This is a genomic window from Rhizobium sp. AB2/73 (assembly GCF_020871915.1).
In the GTDB taxonomy this organism is placed as follows: Bacteria; Pseudomonadota; Alphaproteobacteria; order Rhizobiales; family Rhizobiaceae; genus Rhizobium; species Rhizobium dioscoreae.
The window spans coordinates 977,382-998,861 of sequence record NZ_CP067071.1 but is presented as its reverse complement, the minus strand read 5'-3'; the positions used below and the strand labels follow the sequence as shown (position 1 = coordinate 998,861).

At 59.6% G+C, this 21,480-nt stretch carries 19 protein-coding genes and 3 tRNA genes; 1 reads left to right on the top strand and 21 read right to left on the bottom strand.

Features of this window, described 5'->3' with window-relative positions; all coding sequences use genetic code 11:
* Nucleotides 1–15 precede the first annotated feature (15 nt).
* The 17 genes from I8E17_RS05000 to I8E17_RS04920 form a co-directional block, all read right to left on the bottom strand.
* The gene (locus tag I8E17_RS05000) at nucleotides 16–1,527 is read right to left on the bottom strand and encodes an NADH-quinone oxidoreductase subunit M (RefSeq protein WP_069614968.1); all 1,512 of its coding nucleotides are present in this window, start codon (nucleotides 1,525–1,527) and stop codon (nucleotides 16–18) included.
* Nucleotides 1,527–3,521, bottom strand: a complete 1,995-nt coding sequence (gene nuoL / locus I8E17_RS04995) for an NADH-quinone oxidoreductase subunit L (protein WP_069614969.1) — start codon at nucleotides 3,519–3,521, stop codon at nucleotides 1,527–1,529. The genes I8E17_RS05000 and nuoL overlap by 1 nt, the downstream gene beginning before the upstream one ends.
* Before the next feature lie 7 nt (nucleotides 3,522–3,528).
* The gene (gene nuoK / locus I8E17_RS04990) at nucleotides 3,529–3,837 is read right to left on the bottom strand and encodes an NADH-quinone oxidoreductase subunit NuoK (protein ID WP_007689961.1); all 309 of its coding nucleotides are present in this window, start codon (nucleotides 3,835–3,837) and stop codon (nucleotides 3,529–3,531) included.
* Between the two features lie 31 nt (nucleotides 3,838–3,868).
* Nucleotides 3,869–4,483 carry an NADH-quinone oxidoreductase subunit J gene (locus I8E17_RS04985; RefSeq protein ID WP_069614970.1) on the bottom strand — a complete coding sequence of 205 codons (615 nt, stop codon included), beginning with the start codon at nucleotides 4,481–4,483 and terminating at the stop codon, nucleotides 3,869–3,871.
* A 149-nt stretch (nucleotides 4,484–4,632) separates the two neighbouring features.
* Nucleotides 4,633–5,124 (bottom strand): NADH-quinone oxidoreductase subunit NuoI, encoded by a 492-nt coding sequence (nuoI, locus tag I8E17_RS04980; RefSeq protein WP_069614971.1) that lies wholly within the window; start codon nucleotides 5,122–5,124, stop codon nucleotides 4,633–4,635.
* Between the two features lie 40 nt (nucleotides 5,125–5,164).
* Nucleotides 5,165–6,208, bottom strand: a complete 1,044-nt coding sequence (nuoH, locus tag I8E17_RS04975) for an NADH-quinone oxidoreductase subunit NuoH (protein ID WP_047627053.1) — start codon at nucleotides 6,206–6,208, stop codon at nucleotides 5,165–5,167.
* A gap of 12 nt (nucleotides 6,209–6,220) precedes the next feature.
* Nucleotides 6,221–8,302 carry an NADH-quinone oxidoreductase subunit NuoG gene (nuoG, locus tag I8E17_RS04970; protein ID WP_069614972.1) on the bottom strand — a complete coding sequence of 694 codons (2,082 nt, stop codon included), beginning with the start codon at nucleotides 8,300–8,302 and terminating at the stop codon, nucleotides 6,221–6,223.
* Between the two features lie 241 nt (nucleotides 8,303–8,543).
* The gene (locus tag I8E17_RS04965) at nucleotides 8,544–9,302 is read right to left on the bottom strand and encodes a 5' DNA nuclease (protein ID WP_069614973.1); all 759 of its coding nucleotides are present in this window, start codon (nucleotides 9,300–9,302) and stop codon (nucleotides 8,544–8,546) included.
* A gap of 9 nt (nucleotides 9,303–9,311) precedes the next feature.
* A complete protein-coding gene (gene nuoF, locus I8E17_RS04960) occupies nucleotides 9,312–10,616 on the bottom strand; it encodes an NADH-quinone oxidoreductase subunit NuoF (RefSeq protein ID WP_069614974.1) in 1,305 nt (434 codons plus the stop codon).
* Between the two features lie 10 nt (nucleotides 10,617–10,626).
* Complete coding sequence (locus I8E17_RS04955) at nucleotides 10,627–11,748, bottom strand: NADH-quinone oxidoreductase subunit E (protein WP_069614975.1); 1,122 nt, start codon at nucleotides 11,746–11,748, stop codon at nucleotides 10,627–10,629.
* Nucleotides 11,749–11,763: 15 nt separating this feature from the next.
* Nucleotides 11,764–12,081 carry a hypothetical protein gene (locus I8E17_RS04950; RefSeq protein ID WP_069614976.1) on the bottom strand — a complete coding sequence of 106 codons (318 nt, stop codon included), beginning with the start codon at nucleotides 12,079–12,081 and terminating at the stop codon, nucleotides 11,764–11,766.
* The gene (locus I8E17_RS04945) at nucleotides 12,081–13,271 is read right to left on the bottom strand and encodes an NADH-quinone oxidoreductase subunit D (protein WP_069614977.1); all 1,191 of its coding nucleotides are present in this window, start codon (nucleotides 13,269–13,271) and stop codon (nucleotides 12,081–12,083) included. The genes I8E17_RS04950 and I8E17_RS04945 overlap by 1 nt, the downstream gene beginning before the upstream one ends.
* Before the next feature lie 69 nt (nucleotides 13,272–13,340).
* Nucleotides 13,341–13,943: an NADH-quinone oxidoreductase subunit C gene (locus tag I8E17_RS04940; protein WP_069614978.1), complete on the bottom strand. Its 603-nt coding sequence runs from the start codon at nucleotides 13,941–13,943 to the stop codon at nucleotides 13,341–13,343.
* Nucleotides 13,944–13,961: 18 nt separating this feature from the next.
* On the bottom strand, nucleotides 13,962–14,543 hold the full coding sequence (locus I8E17_RS04935) for an NADH-quinone oxidoreductase subunit B (RefSeq protein ID WP_015339504.1): 582 nt from the start codon (nucleotides 14,541–14,543) through the stop codon (nucleotides 13,962–13,964).
* Nucleotides 14,534–14,899 carry an NADH-quinone oxidoreductase subunit A gene (locus I8E17_RS04930; RefSeq protein ID WP_028754004.1) on the bottom strand — a complete coding sequence of 122 codons (366 nt, stop codon included), beginning with the start codon at nucleotides 14,897–14,899 and terminating at the stop codon, nucleotides 14,534–14,536. Before I8E17_RS04930 ends, I8E17_RS04935 begins: the two co-directional genes overlap by 10 nt.
* A gap of 258 nt (nucleotides 14,900–15,157) precedes the next feature.
* A tRNA-Asp gene (locus I8E17_RS04925) sits at nucleotides 15,158–15,234 on the bottom strand.
* A gap of 48 nt (nucleotides 15,235–15,282) precedes the next feature.
* Nucleotides 15,283–15,359, bottom strand: a tRNA-Asp gene (locus I8E17_RS04920).
* Between the two features lie 391 nt (nucleotides 15,360–15,750).
* Between I8E17_RS04920 and I8E17_RS04915 the strand changes: the two genes are divergently transcribed.
* A tRNA-Val gene (locus I8E17_RS04915) sits at nucleotides 15,751–15,826 on the top strand.
* 362 nt (nucleotides 15,827–16,188) lie between these two features.
* On the opposite strand, the gene I8E17_RS04910 is transcribed toward I8E17_RS04915, so the two are convergent.
* The 4 genes from I8E17_RS04910 to I8E17_RS04895 all read right to left on the bottom strand — a co-directional run bounded on the left by I8E17_RS04910 (nucleotide 16,189) and on the right by I8E17_RS04895 (nucleotide 21,480).
* Nucleotides 16,189–17,484 carry a capsular biosynthesis protein gene (locus tag I8E17_RS04910; RefSeq protein ID WP_113366354.1) on the bottom strand — a complete coding sequence of 432 codons (1,296 nt, stop codon included), beginning with the start codon at nucleotides 17,482–17,484 and terminating at the stop codon, nucleotides 16,189–16,191.
* Nucleotides 17,481–19,058: a sulfatase-like hydrolase/transferase gene (locus I8E17_RS04905; RefSeq protein ID WP_113366362.1), complete on the bottom strand. Its 1,578-nt coding sequence runs from the start codon at nucleotides 19,056–19,058 to the stop codon at nucleotides 17,481–17,483. The genes I8E17_RS04910 and I8E17_RS04905 overlap by 4 nt, the downstream gene beginning before the upstream one ends.
* Before the next feature lie 130 nt (nucleotides 19,059–19,188).
* Entirely contained in the window at nucleotides 19,189–20,043 is an 855-nt protein-coding gene (locus I8E17_RS04900) for an SDR family oxidoreductase (protein WP_069614980.1), read from the bottom strand.
* Between the two features lie 18 nt (nucleotides 20,044–20,061).
* Nucleotides 20,062–21,480, bottom strand: a complete 1,419-nt coding sequence (locus tag I8E17_RS04895; protein WP_069614981.1) for an aminotransferase class I/II-fold pyridoxal phosphate-dependent enzyme — start codon at nucleotides 21,478–21,480, stop codon at nucleotides 20,062–20,064.

Below are 21,480 nucleotides of genomic sequence, written 5' to 3'. Positions count from 1 at the left end.
GAATAGGTCCCGTCATCAATTCATCGACAGCGCAACATTCTGCGCGGCGTGCAGGGCAGCGGTATAATTGTTCACCAGCAGATCCACCGATGCCGCCGTGGCATCGAAGATCGGAGCCGGATAGACGCCGAAGAGGATCGTCAAAGCGATCAGCGGATAGAGGATCAGCTGTTCACGCGGCGACAGATCCAGAAGCTTCTTCAGGTTTTCCTTTTCCAGCGCGCCGAAAATGACGCGGCGGTAGAGCCAGAGCGCGTAAGCTGCCGACAGGATCACGCCGGTCGCGGCAAAGAGCGCAACCCACGTATTGGCGCGGAAGACGCCGATCAGGGTCAGGAATTCGCCGATGAAGCCGGAGGTGCCGGGCAGACCGACATTGGCCATGGTGAAGACCATCATGGCGACGGCATATTTCGGCATGTTGTTGACCAGACCGCCATAGGCCGCGATTTCGCGGGTATGGGTGCGGTCGTAGATCACGCCGACGCAGAGGAAGAGCGCGCCCGAGACGATGCCGTGCGACAGCATCTGGAAGATCGCACCCTGGACGCCCTGTTGGTTGGCCGCGAAGATACCCATCGTCACGTAGCCCATGTGGGCGACCGACGAATAGGCGATCAGCTTCTTGATGTCGTCCTGCATCATCGCCACCAGCGAGGTGTAGATGATGGCGATGACCGAAAGGGCAAAGACGAGCGGCGCGAAATATTCCGAGGCGTTCGGGAACATGCCGAGCGAGAAGCGGATGAGGCCGTAGCCGCCGAGCTTCAGGAGAACGCCGGCCAGGATGACCGAGCCTGCCGTCGGCGCCTGAACGTGCGCATCCGGAAGCCAGGTGTGAACCGGCCACATCGGCATCTTCACCGCGAAAGAGGCGAAGAAGGCGAGCCATAGCCAGGTCTGCAGCTGTGGCGGGAACTTGTAAGCGAGCAGCGTCGGGATGTCGGTCGTACCAGCCTGCCAGTACATCGCCATGATGGCGAGCAGCATCAGCACGGAGCCGAGCAGCGTGTAGAGGAAGAACTTGTAGCTGGCGTAGACGCGATCCTTGCCACCCCAGACGCCGATGATCAGGAACATCGGAATGAGGCCGGCTTCGAAGAAGACGTAGAACAGCACGATGTCAAGCGACACGAACACGCCGATCATCATCGTCTCGAGGACGAGGAAGGCGATCATGTAGTCCTTCAGGCGCTTTTCGACCGAAAGCCAGCTTGCCAGCACGCAGAAGGGCATCAGGAAGGTCGACAGGATGACGAACAGCATGGAAATGCCGTCGACGCCCATGTGATAGCTGATGCCACTCGTCAGCCATTCATGCTTTTCGACGAGTTGGAAGCCAGGATTGGCGTTGTCGAACCAGATCCAGACGAACAGCGACACGATGAAGGTGACGATGGTCGTCGCCAGCGAGATGTTCAGGACGTTCCGGCGGCCGTTGGCGCCGTTCTCCTGCGTGAACAGCAGAAGGAGAACGCCCACCAGCGGCAGGAAGGTGACCGTTGAAAGAATGGGCCAATCGGTCATCAGAGGGAACTCCCGAGCATCATCCAGGTAACGAGGGCCGCGATACCGAGCAGCATCGCGAAGGCGTAGTGATAGAGGTAGCCGGTCTGCAGGCGCACGACGCGGTTGGTGACATCGACGACGCGGGCGGCAATGCCGTTCGGGCCGATGGTGTCGATGACCCCGATATCGCCCTTCTTCCAGAGGAAGCGGCCAAGCGCCTTGGCGGAGCGGACAAAGAGGAAGTCATAGAGTTCGTCGAAGTACCACTTGTTCAGCAGGAACTCGTAGAGGACGTGCTGCTGCTGAGCGAGGCGGCGCGGCGTTTCCGGCGACCGGATGTAGAAGTACCAGGCGGTGACGAGACCGAGGAGCATGGCGATGAAGGGGCTGAGCTCAACCCAGACAGGCGCATGTTCCATTTCCTCGAGGATCTTGTTGTCCGGCAGCGTGAACAGCGCATGCTTCCAGAATTCCTCGTAGGCGTGACCGACGAAATCGGCGTTGAAATACATGCCCGCGGCGACAGCACCGATCGCCAGCAGATAAAGCGGGATCAGCATGACATTCGGCGATTCATGAACGTGGTGCATGACCTCATGCGAAGCGCGCGGCTTGCCGAAGAAGGTCATGAAGATCAGGCGCCAGGAGTAAAAGCTGGTGAACATCGCAGCGATGACCAGCAGCGTGAAGGCGAAGCCGGCGGCTGCGTTGTGCGAGGCGAAGGCCGCCAGGATGATCGCGTCCTTCGACAGGAAGCCGGCGAAACCGATATGCGTCAGCGGAATGCCGACGCCGGTGATCGCCAGCGTGCCGATGATCATCATCCAGAAGGTCTTCTGGATATGTGGGCGCAGGCCACCCATATGGCGCATGTCCTGCTCGCCGTCGACGGCGTGGATGACCGAGCCGGCGCAGAGGAAGAGCAGAGCCTTGAAGAAGGCGTGGGTGAAGAGATGGAAGATCGCAGCACCGTAAGCGCCGACGCCGAGGGCGACGAACATGTAGCCGAGCTGCGAACAGGTCGAATAGGCGATGACGCGCTTGATGTCGTTCTGCACGAGGCCGACGGTCGCGGCGAAGAAGGCCGTGATCGCGCCGATGATGGTGACGAAGGTCAGCGCATCCTGCGACAGTTCGAAGATCGGCGACATGCGGGCGACGAGGAAGACGCCGGCGGTGACCATGGTTGCGGCATGGATGAGCGCGGAAACCGGCGTCGGGCCTTCCATGGCGTCCGGCAGCCAGGTGTGCAGCAGGAACTGCGCCGATTTACCCATCGCGCCCATGAAGAGCAGCAGGCAGACGGCCGTCAGCGCGTGGCCGCGATCGAGATGCATGCCGAGGAAATTGAGCACGATATCGGTCGGCTGGCCGCCCTGCCCGGAAGCGAAGCTCTGGGCATTGCCGAAGATCACATCGAAATTGATCGAGCCGAAGAGGACGAAGACGCCTGCGATGCCGAGAACAAAGCCGAAGTCGCCAACGCGGTTGACGATGAAGGCCTTCATCGCGGCGGCCGAAGCGGACGGCTTCTTGAACCAGAAGCCGATCAGCAGATAGGAGGCGAGACCGACGCCTTCCCAGCCGAAGAACATCTGGGCGAGGTTGTCGGAGGTCACCAGCATCAGCATGGCGAAGGTGAAGAGCGAGAGATAGGCGAAGAAGCGCGGACGATGCGGATCGTGATGCATGTATCCGATCGAATAGACGTGAACCAGGGTCGAAACCGAGTTCACGACGATCAGCATCACAGAGGTCAATGTGTCGACGCGCAGCGCCCAGGAAACGTCGATGCCGCCGGACTGGATCCAGCGCAGGACTTCAACCTTGATCGGGCCATCCGTATGGCCAAGCGCCACCGTGAAGAAGACGATCCACGAAAGCACGGCCGCGATGATCATCAGGCCGGTGGTAACATATTCCGAAGCCTTGGCGCCGATCGCGCGGCCGAAAAGGCCGGCGATAACAGCACCAATCAGGGGAAGAAAGACGATAGCCTTATATAAGAACATAGCTTTATCAGCCCTTCATCACGTTGACGTCTTCGACCGCGATCGAGCCGCGGTTACGATAGAAGACGACGAGAATTGCAAGACCGATTGCAGCTTCAGCCGCAGCGACGGTCAAAATGAATAGAGCGAAAACCTGGCCGACGATGTCGTTCAAGAACGACGAAAAGGCGACCATGTTGATGTTGACGGCGAGCAATATGAGTTCGACCGACATCAGGATGATGATGACGTTCTTGCGGTTCAGAAAGATACCGAAGACGCCGAGCACGAAGAGGATGGCGCTGACCGTGAGGTAATGGGAAAGTCCGATGACCATGTTCTTGTTCCTTTGATCCTCGTGCCTCGCCTCAGACGCCCTGCCCCGGCTTGACCTTGACCACCTCGACGGCGGTCGCGGGCGTGCGGGCGACCTGTTGGGAAATGTTCTGGCGCTTGATGTGCGTGCGATGCTTCAGCGTCAGCACGATTGCGCCGATCATCGCGACCAGCAGAACGAGGCCAGCGATCTCGAAGAAATAAACGTAATTGGTATAGAGCACGTCGCCGAGGGCGGCGGTGTTCGTCCGCTGCGTCAGAGCCGGGATCGGCATGGCGACGGTCTTGGCAACGGTCGGCGAGATGACGCTGCCGCCGATGACGACGATCAGCTCGGCCGCCAGGATAACGCCGATCAGCGCGCCGATCGGTGCGTATTCCAGAATGCCGGCCCTGAGCTCGGAGAAGTCGATATCGAGCATCATGACGACGAAGAGGAAGAGAACCGCCACGGCGCCGACATAAACGACCAGCAGGATCATCGCCAGGAATTCAGCCCCCATCAAGAGGAAGAGGCCGGCCGCGTTGAAGAAAACCAGGATCAGGAACAGGACCGAATGGACCGGATTCCGCGCCGAGATGACCATGAACGCCGACGCCACAGCGACAAAGGCGAAGATATAGAAAAAAAGAGCCTGCAGACCCATGTTGGTGCCTTTTTCGTCTTCCCCCGGGCAGCCGGGAGTTTCCCTGCCCGATGGAGCTCGGCCGGACGACAGGTCCGACAAAGCCCCGGTCTAGATTCAACCGCGACGGCGATAATCGACCGCCTGTCACGACATATTCAAAACTCCGCTCAGCGGTACGGCGAATCGATCGCGATGTTGCGCGCGATTTCGCGTTCCCAGCGGTCGCCATTGTCCAAAAGCCGCGCCTTGTCGAAGTAGAGCTCTTCGCGGGTCTCGGTGGCGAATTCGAAGTTCGGCCCTTCGACGATGGCGTCGACGGGGCAAGCTTCCTGGCAGAAGCCGCAATAGATGCACTTCACCATGTCGATGTCGTAACGCACCGTGCGGCGGGTGCCGTCGTTGCGGCGCGGCCCGGCCTCGATGGTGATGGCCTGGGCAGGACAGATGGCTTCGCAGAGCTTGCAGGCGATGCAACGCTCTTCGCCGTTGGGATAGCGGCGCAGCGCATGTTCACCACGGAAGCGCGGGCTGACCGGCCCCTTTTCGAAGGGGTAGTTGATCGTTGCCTTCTGCTTGAAGAAGTAACGCATCGACAAAAAGAATGCGCCGACAAATTCCTTGAGGAACAGCGAGCTGACGGCGTTGGAAATTCCGGCCATCTTCAACCTCCAAATCTGCTTGAAGCGAGGATCGACATCATCATGCCCATCCCGTCAGCTTCAGCACGAATGCAACGATAACGACCATGGCGAGCGACAGCGGCAGGAAAACTTTCCAGCCAAGGCGCATGAGCTGATCGTAGCGGTAGCGCGGCACGAAGGCCTTCACCATCGCGAACATGAAGAACACAAAGCACGACTTCAGCAGGAACCAGATGATGCCCGGAACCCAGTTCAGGATCCAGATATCGACCGGGGGCAGCCAGCCGCCGAGGAAGAGAATCGTCGTCAGCGAGCACATCAGGACGACGGCGGCATATTCGCCAAGCATGAACATCATGTAGGGCGAAGAGCCGTATTCGACCATGAAGCCGGCAACCAGCTCCGATTCCGCTTCCGGAAGGTCGAAGGGCGGACGGTTCGTTTCAGCGAGCGCCGAAATGAAGAACACGATGAACATCGGGAACAGCGACAGCCAGTGCCAGTCGAGGAACGAGGCCGGCAGGCCGAGCTTGGTGCCGAGGCCGGTCTGCTGCGACAGCACGATATCCGTCAGGTTCAGCGAACCGACGCAGAGCAGCACGGTGACGATGACGAGGCCGATCGAGACTTCGTAGGACACCATCTGCGCTGCCGAGCGCAGAGCGCCGAGGAACGGATACTTCGAGTTCGAAGCCCAGCCGCCCATGATGATGCCGTAAACTTCCAGCGACGAGATCGCCAGAATGTAGAGAATGCCGACGTTGATATCGGCGACGACCCAGTTCTGCGCGACAGGCACGACGGCCCAGGTCGACAGCGCCAGCACCACGGAAACCAGCGGAGCCAGCAGGAACACGGTCTTGTTGGCGCCGGCCGGAATGATCGGCTCCTTGAACATGAACTTCAGCAGGTCAGCGAAGGACTGGAACAGACCGAAGGGGCCGACGACGTTCGGGCCGCGGCGCAACTGGACGGCTGCCCAGATCTTGCGGTCGGCGAGCAGAATATAGGCGATGAAGATCAGCAGGCAGACCAGGAGCAGCAGAGACTGGCCGATCATGATCAGTGCCGGCCAGAGATAGGTCGAAACGAATGAATCCATAGTCCTCTGCCCTTACTCTGCCGCAACGCGGAAATTGTTGCGGGCCAATGCCGAGCACTCGGCCATGACAGCCGACGCGCGCGTTATCGGGTTCGTCAAATAGAAGTCTTTGATCGGCGAAGCAAATGCCGATTTGCCCATCGTGCCGGCTTTTTTCGCAAGTGCGGCAATTTGGGCGCTATCGCCTTCGGCAATCTCGTCGATCCCGGCGAAATGCGGGAAGGCTGCATAGAGCTTGGCTCGCAATTCCCTCAGCGAATCAAAGGGAAGCTTCTTGCCGAGCACGTCGGAAAGAGCACGGATGATCGCCCAGTCCTCGCGGGCGTCGCCCGGTGCGAAACCGGCACGGTTACCCATCTGGACACGGCCTTCGGTGTTGACCCAAGTGCCCGACTTTTCGGTGTAGGCGGCCGCCGGAAGGATGACATCGGCGTTCTGAGCGCCGTTATCGCCGTGCGAGCCGATATAGACCGTGAACTTCGCACCCTTGCGGCTGAAGTCGAGTTCATCGGCGCCCAGCAGGAAGAGGACGTCCATCGACGACAGCATGGCAGCGGCATTGACGCCCTTTGCGCCTGGCACGAAGCCGAGATCAAGGCCGCCAACGCGCGCAGCTGCCGTGTGCAGCACGGCAAAGCCGTTCCAGTCTTCCTTGACGACGCCAACGGCGGCAGCGAGTTTGGCGGCATTTGCCAGAACCTCGGCACCATCTTCACGGGTGAGAGCGCCCTGGCCGATGATGATCATCGGCTTCTGAGCGTTCTTCAGGACGTCGGCGAAGCTGTGCGAGCCGCTGACGAGATCGGCCAGCGTATCCGGGCCTGCGCCGAGATAATCATAGGAGTAGCGAAGATCTGCAGCTTCACCGATCACGCCGATCGGGAATTTGCCGCGACGCCAGCGCTTGCGGATGCGCGAATTCATGACGGCCGCTTCGAAGCGCGGATTAGCGCCAACGATCAGCAGCGCATCGGCGGCTTCGATGCCCTGGATGCTCGGGTTGAAGATGTAGCTTGCGCGGCCGAGCGACGGATCAAGCGCCGTCCCGTCCTGGCGACAGTCGAGATTTTCCGATCCCAGCGACTTCAGCAGCTCGCCGAGAGCGTACATTTCCTCGACCGAGGCGAGATCGCCGGCGACCGCGCCGATCTTATCACCGCTGGTGGCCGAAACTGCCGACTTGATGGCGGCGAAAGCGTCGCTCCAGGTCGCCGGCTGCAGGCGGCCGTCCTTACGGACATAGGGCTTATCGAGGCGCTGCGTCTTCAGGCCATCCCAGATGAAACGGGTCTTGTCGGAGATCCACTCTTCGTTGATCTGCTCGTTGACCCTCGGCAGGACGCGCATGACTTCGCGGCCGCGGGTATCGACGCGGATCGCCGAGCCGAGGGCGTCCATGACGTCGATCGATTCGGTCTTGTTCAGTTCCCACGGACGAGCCGTGAAGGCGAATGGCTTGGAGGTCAAAGCGCCGACCGGGCAAAGGTCAACGACGTTGCCCTGCAGTTCCGAGGTCATCGCCTGCTCGAGATAGGTGGTGATTTCGGCATCCTCGCCGCGGCCGATAAGGCCGAGTTCGGAAATGCCGGCGACTTCCGTCGTGAAGCGGACGCAGCGCGTGCAGTGAATGCAGCGGTTCATCACGGTCTTGACGAGCGGGCCGATATACTTGTCTTCGACAGCGCGCTTATCTTCCTGATAGCGCGAGCTGTCGATACCGAAAGCCATGGCCTGGTCCTGCAGGTCGCATTCGCCGCCCTGGTCGCAGATCGGGCAATCCAGCGGGTGGTTGATCAGCAGGAATTCCATCACGCCTTCGCGGGCCTTCTTGACCATCGGCGTGTTGGTGAAGACTTCCGGAAGCTCGCCGTTCGGGCCACCCCGAATATCGCGAACGCCCATGGCGCATGATGCCTGCGGCTTCGGCGGGCCACCCTTCACCTCGACGAGGCACATACGGCAATTGCCGGCCACCGACAGTCGTTCATGGAAGCAGAAGCGCGGGACTTCGGCGCCGGCTTCCTCGCACGCCTGGATAAGCGTGTAGTGATCCGGAACTTCGATCTCTTTACCGTCAATCTTCAGTTTAGCCATCGTCCACTCAGTCCTATGTCACGTCTCCAGCCCAACTTGGCCGCAGACAATTTCATGATCGCAAACCGGGTTGCCATCGGGGCGGCTGAAACGCCTGATAGCACCGGCTTGCTCACAATAAGCTTTGCTGAATCTTGTCCCCGCAAGACCAGCTTTGCGACCGAAACATTGCAGACATCTCCGCAATGATCTCACCCGCGTTTATTCACCTCCCCGGCGGCGATCCAGCCGAGGAAAAATCTCAGCTCCGGCCCTTCGGCAGCAGCGCCTTTGCCTGGCCAACCCAGTCGTCGCGCCGGATGCGTCCGTCGAAGCCAAGCTCCGTGTCGATCCGCTCGATATCGGCATCGCTCCAGGCGGCAATATCGGCAAATCGCTTGATGCCACGTCCGTTCAGCACCTGCTCCAGCTTCGGACCGACACCGGAAATCCGCTTCAGGTCATCAGCCTTCTCAGCTGCCTTGCGGCCGCGCGCGGGAGCCGCCTTTGCGGCAACAGGTGCAGCGGCTTCATCCTTCGCTGTCTTCTTTACAGTTGTCGTCGCGGCCTTGCGCGCGGCAACTACGGGCTTCGGCTCAGCCTTCTTTAAGCCAACCGCCTTCTGCTTGGCAGCAGCCGGCTTCGATGCGACTGGCTTCGGCGCAGCTGTCTTGACAACGGGCGCTGCCTTTAGAGGCTTTGCGTCCCCTGCCCCGCCATTCGCAGCAGTCGGCTTCGCAGCGGCTTCAGCCTGATGCTTTTCGTCTTCCAGGGCTTCGGCCAATTTGGTGGTCGCTTCAACGGCACCCTGGAAAGCGCCAAGAAATGCGCCGGCCAGTTGCGAGGTAAAGCCGAAACCGATTGCGGTCGCAGCGGCAATGGCCGCGGCCGGATGGGCCATCAGCGGATGGATCGGCATGATCGGCGCATTCCCAAATATATCGGCAGCGGCGCGGCCGAGATCGGCCGATGCACGATCGGTCGCTCCGCTGTCCTGCCTGATATCGTTGGTCTTCGCCATTTTCGATCCTTATTCGGCTGCTTCCAGGACCGCGCCGTGGCTCGTCGCGTTGGCGGTGTACTGGTCGATGCGCTTTTCGATCTCGGGACGGAAATTGCGGATCAGGCCCTGAACCGGCCATGCGGCTGCGTCACCGAGCGCACAGATGGTATGACCTTCGATCTGCTTCGTCACCTGGAACAGCATGTCGATCTCGCGCTTCTGGGCGTTGCCGCGAGCCATACGCTCAAGAACGCGCCACATCCAGCCCGTACCTTCGCGGCACGGCGTGCACTGGCCGCAGCTTTCATGCTTGAAGAAGGCTGAGATGCGCGCGATCGCCTTGATGATGTCGGTCGACTTGTCCATGACGATCGCCGCAGCCGTGCCGAAGGACGACTTGACTTCGCGCAGGCCGTCGAAATCCATCGGGCAGTCGATGATATCGGCAGCCGGAACGACCGGGCACGATGCGCCGCCGGGGATGACGGCAAGCAGGTTGTCCCAGCCGCCGCGAACGCCGCCTGCATGCTTGTCCACCAGCTCGCGGAAGGTGATGCCCATGGTTTCTTCGACCGTGCAGGGACGGTTGACGTGGCCCGAGATCATGAACAGCTTCGTGCCGACATTGTTGGGGCGGCCGAAGGAGGAGAACCAGCCGGCGCCGCGGCGCAGGATCGTCGGTGCTACGGCGATGGATTCGACGTTGTTGACCGTCGTGGGGCAACCGTAGAGACCCATATTGGCCGGGAATGGCGGCTTCAGGCGCGGCTGGCCCTTCTTGCCTTCCAGGCTTTCGAGCAGCGCGGTTTCTTCGCCGCAGATATAAGCGCCGGCGCCGTGATGAACGAAAACATCAAAATCCCAGCCGAGCTTATTGTTTTTGCCCAGCAATCCGGCATCGTAGCATTCATCGATCGCTGCCTGCAGAGCTTCGCGCTCGCGCATGTATTCGCCGCGCACATAGATATAGGCGGTATTCGCGCCCATGGCGAAACCGGCGATGACGCAGCCTTCGATCAGCGTATGCGGATCGTGGCGCATGATGTCGCGGTCCTTGCAGGTGCCGGGCTCCGACTCGTCGGCATTGACGACGAGATAATGCGGGCGACCGTCGCTTTCCTTCGGCATGAAGGACCACTTGAGGCCGGTCGGGAAGCCTGCGCCGCCACGACCGCGAAGGCCGGAAGCCTTCATCTCGTTGATGATCCAGTCACGACCCTTTTCGAGGATTTGCTTCGTGCCGTCCCAATGCCCGCGCGACATCGCGCCCTTTAGGGATTTATCCTTGAGGCCGTAGATATTGGTAAAGATGCGGTCCTGATCTTGTAACATGCTTCACCTCTTACCGCGGCTTCTTGCCGAAGACCTTGATATATTCCGCTTCGCCACCCTTAGCGAGTGCCTCAGCCTGCCTGACCCAGTCGTCGCGCTCGATCCGGCCCCTGAAATTCAGATAGCCATCGACCCAGCGGCGCTCGGCCTCATTCCAGCTTGCGATCTGCGTGAAGGTGAAGATGCCGAGCTCATGCAAGGTCCCTTCGATCTTCGGCCCGACACCTGAAATGAGCTGCAGATTATCCGGCTGCGCCGGTCTTTCGATGCCGGCGGGACGATCCTTGTCATCGAGCGACGGCTTCCCGGCAACGGGTTCCGCGGCCGCAGTGCCCGAAAGCGGCTGCGTTTCGGCGGCCTTGGCGTTCTTGGCTGCCTCTTTTGGCGCCGTCGCCGGCGTCTTCAGGCTCGTATTGGTTTCCGCATCCGTGCTCTTGGCACGGGCAGCTTCGGACGGCGGGATCGATACGGCGTCAGCGGTTGCCTTGGCCGTCTTGCTCGCGACACTCTTTGCCTTCGCCTCATCCGAGAGCAGCGACGTCAAGCCGCCTTCCGGAGCGGAGAAAACACGATCGATCTGCGGTCCGGTCTGAATCTCGTGACCCTTGCCTGCGGCGAATGCATCGATGATCTCTTCGAGACGTGCCGGCGTCAGATCCTCATAGGTATCCTTGCCGATCACCACCATCGGTGCGTTGACGCAGGCGCCCTGACATTCGACTTCTTCCCAGGAGAGCGTGCCGTCGCCATTGCGCTCGAAAGCGTGATCGTTGATCCGGCTCTTGCAGACCTTGATCAGCCCCTCGGCGCCGCGCAGCATGCAGGGCGTGGTGCCGCAGACCTGAACGTGGGCGCGCGTACCGACGGGGTGCAGCTGGAACTGCGTATAGAAAGTCGCGACTTCGAGCGCGCGGATATAGGCCATGTCGAGCATGTCGGCGATCGTTTCGATAGCCGCCTTGGTGACCCAGCCTTCCTGCTCCTGCGCACGCATCATCAGAGGGATGATCGCGGATTGCTGGCGACCCTCGGGATATTTCTTGATCGTCTTTTCAGCCCAGACCGCATTCTCCGCATTGAAAGCGAAGGCGGCAGGCTGGAATTGATCTTCGGCTAGTCGACGAACGGACATCTTTCACGCCTTATCTCAGTTTAAGGACCCACACCGCGTATTCGTCAGAGACGAGAATTCGCAGGCATAGGCCGACTGGTCTTTCTGCATAAACACAACAAACTTACCGCCATTCGGCACAGCGGCCTTGATCTCGTAACCGCGGGAAAGGAGGTCACCCATGGTCGAATCTCCGCCCGACGCAACCTCACTTCCACTAATCGCAGAATTCGAATTGATCGAATTCGAATTCTGCAGGTTGATGCTCGGCAGGCCCGGCGTCTTGCCGGTCTGCTGTGCCGAAGCACCGCAGGCGACGAGAAGCGCTGGAATGAAGACCTGCCAGGCTCGCATCAACGATCCACCTCACCGAACACGATATCGAGCGAGCCGAGCACGGCCGCGACGTCGGCGAGCTGGTGGCCGCGGCACATGAAGTCCATGGCCTGCAGATGCGCATAGCCCGGCGCGCGGATCTTGCAGCGATACGGCTTGTTGGAACCGTCCGAGACGAGATAGACGCCGAATTCGCCCTTCGGCGCTTCGACAGCCGCATAAACCTCGCCGGCCGGCACGTGATAGCCTTCGGTGTAAAGCTTGAAGTGGTGGATCAGCGCTTCCATCGAGCGCTTCATCTCGCCGCGCTTCGGCGGAACGACCTTACCATCCAGCGACGAAACCGGTCCGGTCTTGGCATCGCCGAGCAGGCGATTGACGCACTGCTTCATGATGCGGACAGATTCGCGCATTTCGATCATGCGGATGAGGTAACGGTCGTAGCAGTCGCCGTTCTTGCCGATCGGAATGTCGAATTCGAGATCGGCGTAGCATTCGTAAGGCTGCGCCTTGCGCAAGTCCCAGGCTGCACCCGAGCCGCGGACCATGACGCCGGAGAAGCCCCAGGCCCAACAGTCTTCCAGCGAGACCACGCCGATATCGACATTACGCTGCTTGAAGATACGGTTGCCGGTCAGGAGGTCGTCGATATCGTCGAGCGCCTTCAGGAAGGGATCGCACCAGTCGCCAATATCCTGCACGAGCTTTTCGGGGAGATCCTGGTGAACGCCACCCGGACGGATATAGGCGGCATGCATACGCGAACCGGAGGCCCGCTCGTAGAACACCATCAGCTTTTCACGCTCTTCGAAGCCCCAGAGCGGCGGCGTCAGCGCGCCGACGTCCATGGCCTGCGTCGTAACGTTGAGAAGATGCGACAGGATACGGCCGATTTCCGAATAAAGAACGCGGATCAGCTGGCCGCGGATCGGAATATCAATGCCGAGCAACTTTTCGACAGCCAGTGCGTAGGCATGCTCCTGGTTCATCGGCGCCACGTAGTCGAGGCGGTCGAAATAAGGAACAGCCTGAAGATAGGTCTTCGATTCGATCAGCTTTTCAGTGCCGCGATGCAGCAGGCCGATATGCGGATCGACGCGTTCCACAATTTCGCCGTCCAGTTCGAGGACAAGACGCAAAACGCCGTGCGCAGCCGGATGCTGCGGGCCGAAATTGATGTTGAAGTTGCGAACGTTATGTTCTGTCATGGCGGCGATGCTCGCGTTTTCAGAATGTCAGAGGATGGCAGGCTGGAAAGCCCGCCACACGCCATCAAATTATGCCTTCGCCTTCTCGTCACCGGGCAGCACATAATCGGTGCCCTCCCATGGCGACAGGAAGTCAAAGTTACGGAATTCCTGCTTCAGCTCTACCGGCTCGTAGACAACGCGCTTGGCGGCATCATCATAACGAACCTCGACGAAACCGGTCGTCGGGAAGTCCTTGCGCAGCGGATGGCCTTCGAAACCATAATCCGTCAGCAGGCGGCGCAGATCTGGATGGCCGGTGAAGAGAACACCGTACATGTCCCAGGTTTCACGCTCGAACCAATCGGCACCGGGATAGACGCCACAAGCGGAGGGAACGGGCTGATCTTCGCCGACGGGAACCTTGACGCGGATGCGCAGGTTCTTCTTGGGCGACAGCAGATGGTATACCACGTCAAAACGCTCGGCGCGCTGCGGCCAGTCGACGCCGCAAATATCCGTCATGTTGACGAAGCCGCACTTGGCATCATCACGCAGAAAGGTCAGCAGGGCGATAACGTTTTCGGTCGTCGTCGTCACGTTCAGCTCGCCGTACTTGATCTCGCTCGAGGAAATCAGGGCGCTGCGAACTTCCGTGAGGTAGGCGGCGAGTTCGTTCAGGGCTTCACTCATAATACCTTGTCCCCTGCCTTACCGTTCGATCGTGCCGGTGCGCCGGATCTTCTTCTGCAGCAGAAGCACGCCGTAAAGCAGTGCCTCCGCCGTGGGAGGACAGCCCGGAATATAGATGTCGATCGGAACGACACGGTCGCATCCGCGAACGACGGAATAGGAATAGTGATAGTAGCCGCCGCCGTTGGCGCAGGAACCCATCGAAATGACGTAACGCGGCTCGGGCATCTGGTCATAGACCTTGCGCAGCGCGGGCGCCATTTTGTTGGTGAGCGTGCCGGCGACGATCATGACGTCGGACTGGCGCGGCGAAGCGCGCGGTGCAAAGCCGAAGCGCTCGACGTCATAACGCGGCATCGAAACCTGCATCATCTCGACGGCGCAGCAAGCGAGACCGAAGGTCATCCACATCAAGGAGCCAGTGCGGGCCCAGTTGATCAGTTCATCGGTAGAAGTGACCAAAAAACCCTTGTCGGCGAGCTCATTGTTGATTTCGCCGAAGAACGGATCGTTGCTGCCGACCGGCCGGCCGGTTGCGGGATCGATGATCCCCTTCGGCTGCGGCGCCACGAGCGTTGTGTTGCTTGGGGCTACTCCCATTCCAGGGCTCCCTTCTTCCATTCATAGATAAAGCCGATGGTCAGCACCGCGAGGAACACCATCATCGACCAGAACCCAAACCAGCCGATGGCGCCGAAGGATACGGCCCACGGAAAAAGGAAGGCGACTTCCAGATCGAAGATGATGAAGAGAATCGATACGAGATAGAAGCGGATATCGAACTTCATGCGGGCGTCATCGAATGCATTGAAGCCGCATTCGTAAGCCGACAGCTTTTCCGAGTCGGGCGCCTTGAAGGCGACGGCGAACGGCGTGATCAACAGCGCCAGGCCGATTACCACGGCAATACCAATGAAAATCGCTATCGGAATATAGGAACTGAGCAGTCCAGTCATCATGTCCATCCCTGCTTGCGATCAGCGCCGGGGCGGCGCATCTGAGCAAATGCCCAGCAAGCGAAAGAGCGTTGCAACAGAGCCGTGGTTAGCGCAGGCGGAGCGCGCGCGCAAGCCTTTTGAATCTGTCTGTTAGGGTCCTGTCGAGCGGTAGATATCAATGTGTTGCGACGGCAACGCGACAAATCAGCGCTGGCGCGAAAAGGCTCTTTCGCAATCGCAATAAATTGATGTTTGATTGTAAGGGCTTGGAGAGAATGGCGCGAGTGACGGGGCTCGAACCCGCGACCTCCGGCGTGACAGGCCGGCACTCTAACCGACTGAGCTACACCCGCGCATTGTTTGGCCTTTCAGCCGGTGCGGATCCGAAATTTACCTTGAAATGGCGCGAGTGACGGGGCTCGAACCCGCGACCTCCGGCGTGACAGGCCGGCACTCTAACCGACTGAGCTACACCCGCATTTCATTTCAAGCATTCCAGATGCTTCCGCACCCATCAAAGCGGCCCTCGCCGTTCGATGAGCGGCTAACTACGGGGTTCGTGTTTGGGTGTCAAGCAGGTTTGAATACAAATCGATGACAGAGTGCGAATTGTTTTGGACAAGCTCGCCCGCAACTTTCCGTTCCGGCGATTTAACATGGCAGGTTCCCGCTCCGCGCATTTCATTCGCGCCTGATATGCACAGGAGCAATCCAGTAAGCCTCACATCTGCTCATGTGGATGACGACGGCCGGAGAGGTGTAAAATTCAAAAAAATCAAAAAATCTTCACAAACACTCTTGCGGTTTGTCGTCGTTCCGCATAGATCACGGCCACCGAACGCGGCGGGGCAATGACCCGCTTCGCAGAAGGGCGATTAGCTCAGTTGGTAGAGCGCCTCGTTTACACCGAGGATGTCGGGAGTTCGAGTCTCTCATCGCCCACCATTCTTCACATGTTTGATTGTCAGTTTGAATGATCGGCGGCTGTAGGCAGCAATCACGATGAGCGCGTTTGTGCGTCCGACACCTGTGGCTCAGTAGTTGCCGAGAATGATGACGGCCAGAAGTACGACGGAAACAAGCACGAGGGCTGCTATGATAACAAGCAGCTCCTTCAACATGAATCGTTCCATCTTGCTGTCATCCATGGCGTTTGCTCCCGGCAAACCGTTATCCACATTCATTCCCAGTGTCGAATCGCTGCGCTGAGTTCCGCGTCAGTCCACATGTAAGTGGCCTCGTTGTCAATTTCAGCCTGAAGACCCTCGCGGGGGCGACAATTCCTCTTCCATCCCATTGCATCTTCATTACGGCACATGAAATTTTATCGGTCGCCGCCTTGGCGGCGGCTCGATGTAGGCATCCGGCAGGTTGACCGTCCGCGACAGCAGTCTCCCCGCGATCTGCGCGGCGGCGGCGCGCGCGCCCTCGCGCGAGCAAAAGTTGCCGCGTAGCTGTACCGCCGCGGCCAGCAGGCGAAAAAATGCGCTGCATAGCTCCGGCGACGGCGGTATCGGCTCCCACCAGAATCGATCCAGGCTACCTTGATCGCTCAAACCATCGATATCGTAGACCGCCGCTCCCAGCGCTTTGACCGGCTTCCCAGCCTGCAGTGCGGAAAGGGCCGCCGTCGAGTTGACTGTCACCATGCCCTGGCTGGCGGCAATCAACCGATCGAGATTGCCACCATCGATCAGATGAATGCGAGCCGACAATCCGCATGAGGCGCCGATACGGTCGACATAGGCGCGCCAATCCACCAGCCCGTGATCGAGCGGATGCAGCTTGAGGACGAGATGCGCGTCGGATGCCGCATTCTCCGCGAAGGAACGAAGAATCAACCGGATAGCATCCTGCTGCTGATGGAAGGGCGAGTGCGCTCGCAACTGAAAATCGGTCTGAAGCTGCAGCGGATAGACGAAGAAGCGCTTGCCGGCGGCAATCAGATCCTTGATCACACCCTCTGCCTCTCGTGCCCTCCTGCCCCTGAAAGGAAGTTTCCTCAGCCAGCCGGCGTATTCCATTAGGGGATGGTAGAGCCCGTGCCGCCGATAGCCTGGATAGAGGAACCACAGAAAGACGGTCGGGAGATAATAGGCAAGATCGTAAAGGGCTTCCGCCAGAAAAGTTTGATTGTAGCGGCGTTTCCAATCCGGTTCCGGCAGCTTGGACGCTGCTTTCAATATATAGGCAGGATCGGCCGGAAAGTGCGAATTGGAGGAGAGGCCATCTCGCTCAAGCGTCACCCAGTCGGGCCGCAAATATCCCATTTCGACGACATTGGCGGTAACGCCGGTACGCCGCGCCTCCTCGATGGCAACCTGATGGTAGGGGCGCTCCTCGCCATGCAGGATCAGGTCGGTGACGTTCTCGGCCTCGATTCGCTGCCTGACATAGGCGCGCCATCCGGCAAAACCGCCGCGATAATTGGAGGCGCCGCGGCAGCGCCAAGAAATCCAATCCCCGGCATTCAAGTTGATGCGGATGCAGCGGCCGCCAGCCTTTTCCAATATCCTGGCAGTCTCAACGAACAAAGGCGAGGATGGCCCCTGCAGGAAGAGGAAGACGCGCGGGCGCGTGACCCCTTCCCCACTGGGCATCATTCCGCGACCTCGGTGGCAAGCCCGGCATAGTGCAGCAATGTGCCGATCAGATTCCAGGGCGCCTCTTCCTGCGGTTGCTGCGGCTTTTGGGAATGGGCGCGCGCGCGGCCTAGCGGAACGATGACGTAATCGGTGCGCGGATCGGGGAAAGGATCGGCAAAGGCCTTCAGCAAAGGCGCATGATCGCCATAGAAGAGCAGCCAGACCGGGCGATCCAGCCTGTCGAGGTGATGGGCGAGATTGCCGAGCGCATGATCGGCGCGCATCAGGAGCTCGCCATAGATATCCACCGGATTGACGAGGTCGCCGCAGCGGCCCGGCTCCCAGGGGCCATGGTTCGCCATGGATGCGACAAAGAGGAAATTTTTGCCCACGCCATCGTCGTCGATCGTCCGAATCACACTCTTGGTCAGCGAGAGATCGCTGACATAGGGTCCATCGCGTTCCGGATTGTGATCAAACTCGTCCAGCATCATCATCCGGTCGAAGCCGAGCTGCGGCAATGCCTTGTGGCGAAGGAAGAATGTCTTGTCGTAGGGATGGATGAACTGTGTCTTCCAGCCCGCCTTCTTCAGCCGCGCCGGCCAGACCACATCCTTATAGTGGCTGGCGCGCAGATAGGGGTAGCTGGCATCGATATGCACATTTTCGGGCAGCAGCCCGCTCAAGACGGCAAATTCGGTTCGCAGCGTATAGCCACCCTCGAAGACGCTGGTCATGCGGCCCCATTGCGCGGCCTGCTCACGCAGGCGGTCGAGATTGGGAAGCTTGATATTGTTGACGCCGAAATGTCTCAGGTCGATGAAGGATTCGGATTGCCAGACGACGATGAGCGGTTCGTCTTCACCATGGTCCCAAAGCTCCTGAAGCGCCGACATGAAGCGCCCGGACAATTCCGAGACGATCGCCTCGCGCCGGACACCAACCCAGATGACGAAATGAAAGACGACGGAAGCGAATGTGCCAAACCGCACCGTATCGATCTTTACATCAACCCTGCCGAGAAACTTTTGTGTGAAACGGCAGACCGGTTCGCTGACGACCCTGCTGAACAGCGCGAGCCATGGCGCGAAGGCGACCACCAACATCAACAGGATCCACAGCAGTTGGTTCGACGAAGGCAAAACCGACGGCTCGAGATACATGTAGAGGCCGCTGAGGCCGAAAACATAAGCGAAGGCGATGATCCAGAAGACGATGTTCAGCGAAGTTGCGTAGAAGATCTCCTTGTATTTGAAGACATCTACGACGAGCGCGATGTCCGAAAAAACCAGAGGCTCACGGATAAACTCGAACTTCGCCCGCGATATGCCCGTGAAGATGACGAAGAAGCTGATGACAGCCTGCGTGCTGTAGAGCGGGCGCCAGGAGATGGCGAAGAAGGCGACATAGATCAATATGATAACCGGAATCCTCGCCGCCCAGTCGCAGGCTACCCGCCGCCAGCTTCTTTTCGGGCGATTCTCGGCGGTGACGGCAGCCGGCATTGCGAAAGGATCAGTCAGCAGGACGATGACGCAGGAAAACGCGAAGCAGGCGAGCGTCAAAAGAACTGGAAAATCATGAAGCTTCAAGATTGCGCCATCCAAATGCCCGCCGCCTCCATGACATTCTCATATCCGCGAGGAACGGGCCGCCAATTCCCTGACTTACCTTCTCTTGCACGTGTTTCACCGACAGCGCAACACCGGTAGTTGTTTCGTATTACTTATCACTATCAAAGCGTTGCTCGGCGGTATCGGCAAGACCGCGTACCCCCTCCCCACCAAATATTTTTCGCGTCGTGCGCGAAAACCACCATAGCAGCGGCGGTTTTATCAATGGTCCGAAAAATGCAAGCGCCGTCAGCGAAAATCCGAAATGGATTCTCTGCTTGCCGCGATCCAGTCCGTGGACGATTTTTGCCGCGACCACCTCCGCGCTCCACGGTTTGACGGCCCCCATCACCACCTCCGCCTCGCGGGGCCTGAGCGAGATTTCCCGGCGATATTGCGGCGTCATCGTATCGGGCGGAAAGCAGATCGAAATCTTTACGCCCGAAGCACCAGCCTCGGCACTCAAAGCTTCGGCAAAACCCTCCAACGCAGATTTGGATGCGCAATAGGCGGTGTAACCGAAGATACCGATCAAGGCAGCGCCCGAAGAGATCATCATGATCCGGCCGCCGCGCCGGCTCTTCATGCCTTTATAAACAGCGCGAACCGCATTGGCCGTTCCGAGGACATTGATGGAGATCTGCTCATCGAAAACCGATGCCGGCATTGCATCGAAGGCGCGAGGCTCGACGATGCCCGCAGAAGTTATGAGGATATCACACGGACCAAGGGACGCCTCGCAAAGCTTTACCGCCTCCGCGGTCTGCTCGGCCGAGGCCACATCAGCGGAAGCCGCCCGGATGAATGCGTCGTCGACACCGGGAAGCGCTGCGATTTCGGCGCGCGCCGCTTCGAGCCGCCCCACATCGCGGGCAAGAAGCGAAACTCGAGCGCCCCTGGCCGCATAAAGCTTCGCTACCGCCAGACCAATTCCGCTTGAACCTCCCGTGACGATAACGTGCATGAGACGACCGCCCCGAACTTATGAGCCGCCTGGAGCCTGAGCCAGGGGCAGCAGCTGCATCATCTTGTCCATATCCAGCGAGGCGAGACCGAAATTGCGGTCCTCCAAACTCTTGAGTTTTTCGGCCGTGAGCGCGACCGCCCGCCGGATCTGTTCCTCGGTGTGATTACAGGTGATGAAGAAGCGGAGCCGCGCCATGCCTTCCGGCACCGCCGGATGGATGATAGGCAGCACATTGATGCCTTCGGCGAGCAGGTCGTTCGAAAGCTGCGCCGCACGAAGCGAATCGCCGACGATCACGGGCACCACCGAATGACCCATGCTGAGGCCGGTATCGAGGCCCGCCGCCTCAGCTTCTTCGAGAAAAAGATGGCCGTTACGCCTGAGGCGTTCGGTTCGCTCCGGTTCGGATTTGAGGATATCGAGGCCAGCAATGGCGGCGGCGGCGAGAACCGGTGAGAGACCGACGCTATAGACGAAACCGCCGGCTTCCGCTTTTAGAATATCGGCAAGTGCGCTGCTGCCGGCAATATAGCCGCCACAGCTGGAGGTCGTCTTCGACAGCGTGCCCATCCAGATATCGACATCACGCGGATCGAGATCGAAATGCTCGAATGTGCCACGGCCCGTCTTGCCAAGAATGCCAAGCGCATGCGCTTCGTCGACCATCAGCCAAAAACCGTAGCGCGCCCTCAATTCCAGCAGGGCCGGCAGATCGGCGATATCGCCATCCATCGAATAGATGCCTTCGACGATAACGAGGATGCGCCGAAAATCCGATGAGAGCGTCTTCAGGATATTTTCGAGATTCTCGACATTATTATGCTGAAACAGACGGCGTGCCGCGCCGGAAAGCTTGATGCCGGCAAGCGCACTGTTATGAATGAATTCGTCGTGGATCACGAGATCCTGTGGCCCCATCAGGCAGCCGATCGCGGCAACATTGGTAAGGTAGCCGCTGACGAAGCAGACGGCGGCATCGACACCATAGACGGCGGCGAGCCTGCGCTCGAGCTCGACGTGACCAGGCCGCTCTCCCGCCACGAGGCGACTTGCCGACGCCGAAATTCCGAAGCGGTCGATCGCTTCTTTCGCACGTGCGGCAACATGCGGATCGGTATTGGTCGCCAGATAGTCATAAGAAGCAAAATTGACGAACTCGCGCCCGCCGATGCGCGTCGTCGCGCCCGCAGCGGCATCATGCGATCGGTAGAAGGGATTGGCAACGCCAAGCAATTCCCCCGCAATGCGCTGCGTTGCGACGCGCTTGTATTCCGGCAGATCCTCGAAGCACGTCACCTGGCGCGGCTGTGCCTGCGGCTGCCGGTTCAGCCGTTCGGTCCGATTGCGGCCGGAGGATTCGCCAACTCGGCGCATCTGCTCGAGCAGCTTGCTCTTCTTCCGCTCAGCCGGATTGCCATCATCGGCATCATACAT

Bases quoted from the DNA above. Each gene is read 5' to 3' on its own strand.
- nuoK (WP_007689961.1), bottom strand. From the start codon at position 3,837: ATGGTCATCGGACTTTCCCATTACCTCACGGTCAGCGCCATCCTCTTC.
- I8E17_RS04930 (WP_028754004.1), bottom strand. From the start codon at position 14,899: ATGACTGGACTGCTCAGTTCCTATATTCCGATAGCGATTTTCATTGGT.
- I8E17_RS04940 (WP_069614978.1), bottom strand. From the start codon at position 13,943: ATGAGTGAAGCCCTGAACGAACTCGCCGCCTACCTCACGGAAGTTCGC.
- I8E17_RS04895 (WP_069614981.1), bottom strand. From the start codon at position 21,480: ATGTATGATGCCGATGATGGCAATCCGGCTGAGCGGAAGAAGAGCAAG.
- nuoF (WP_069614974.1), bottom strand. From the start codon at position 10,616: ATGTTACAAGATCAGGACCGCATCTTTACCAATATCTACGGCCTCAAG.
- nuoH (WP_047627053.1), bottom strand. From the start codon at position 6,208: ATGGATTCATTCGTTTCGACCTATCTCTGGCCGGCACTGATCATGATC.
- I8E17_RS04935 (WP_015339504.1), bottom strand. From the start codon at position 14,543: ATGGGAGTAGCCCCAAGCAACACAACGCTCGTGGCGCCGCAGCCGAAG.
- I8E17_RS04900 (WP_069614980.1), bottom strand. From the start codon at position 20,043: ATGCACGTTATCGTCACGGGAGGTTCAAGCGGAATTGGTCTGGCGGTA.
- I8E17_RS04950 (WP_069614976.1), bottom strand. From the start codon at position 12,081: ATGCGAGCCTGGCAGGTCTTCATTCCAGCGCTTCTCGTCGCCTGCGGT.
- I8E17_RS05000 (WP_069614968.1), bottom strand. From the start codon at position 1,527: ATGACCGATTGGCCCATTCTTTCAACGGTCACCTTCCTGCCGCTGGTG.
- nuoL (WP_069614969.1), bottom strand. From the start codon at position 3,521: ATGTTCTTATATAAGGCTATCGTCTTTCTTCCCCTGATTGGTGCTGTT.
- nuoI (WP_069614971.1), bottom strand. From the start codon at position 5,124: ATGGCCGGAATTTCCAACGCCGTCAGCTCGCTGTTCCTCAAGGAATTT.
- I8E17_RS04965 (WP_069614973.1), bottom strand. From the start codon at position 9,302: ATGGCGAAGACCAACGATATCAGGCAGGACAGCGGAGCGACCGATCGT.
- I8E17_RS04945 (WP_069614977.1), bottom strand. From the start codon at position 13,271: ATGACAGAACATAACGTTCGCAACTTCAACATCAATTTCGGCCCGCAG.
- I8E17_RS04955 (WP_069614975.1), bottom strand. From the start codon at position 11,748: ATGTCCGTTCGTCGACTAGCCGAAGATCAATTCCAGCCTGCCGCCTTC.
- I8E17_RS04910 (WP_113366354.1), bottom strand. From the start codon at position 17,484: ATGATGCCCAGTGGGGAAGGGGTCACGCGCCCGCGCGTCTTCCTCTTC.
- nuoG (WP_069614972.1), bottom strand. From the start codon at position 8,302: ATGGCTAAACTGAAGATTGACGGTAAAGAGATCGAAGTTCCGGATCAC.
- I8E17_RS04985 (WP_069614970.1), bottom strand. From the start codon at position 4,483: ATGGGTCTGCAGGCTCTTTTTTTCTATATCTTCGCCTTTGTCGCTGTG.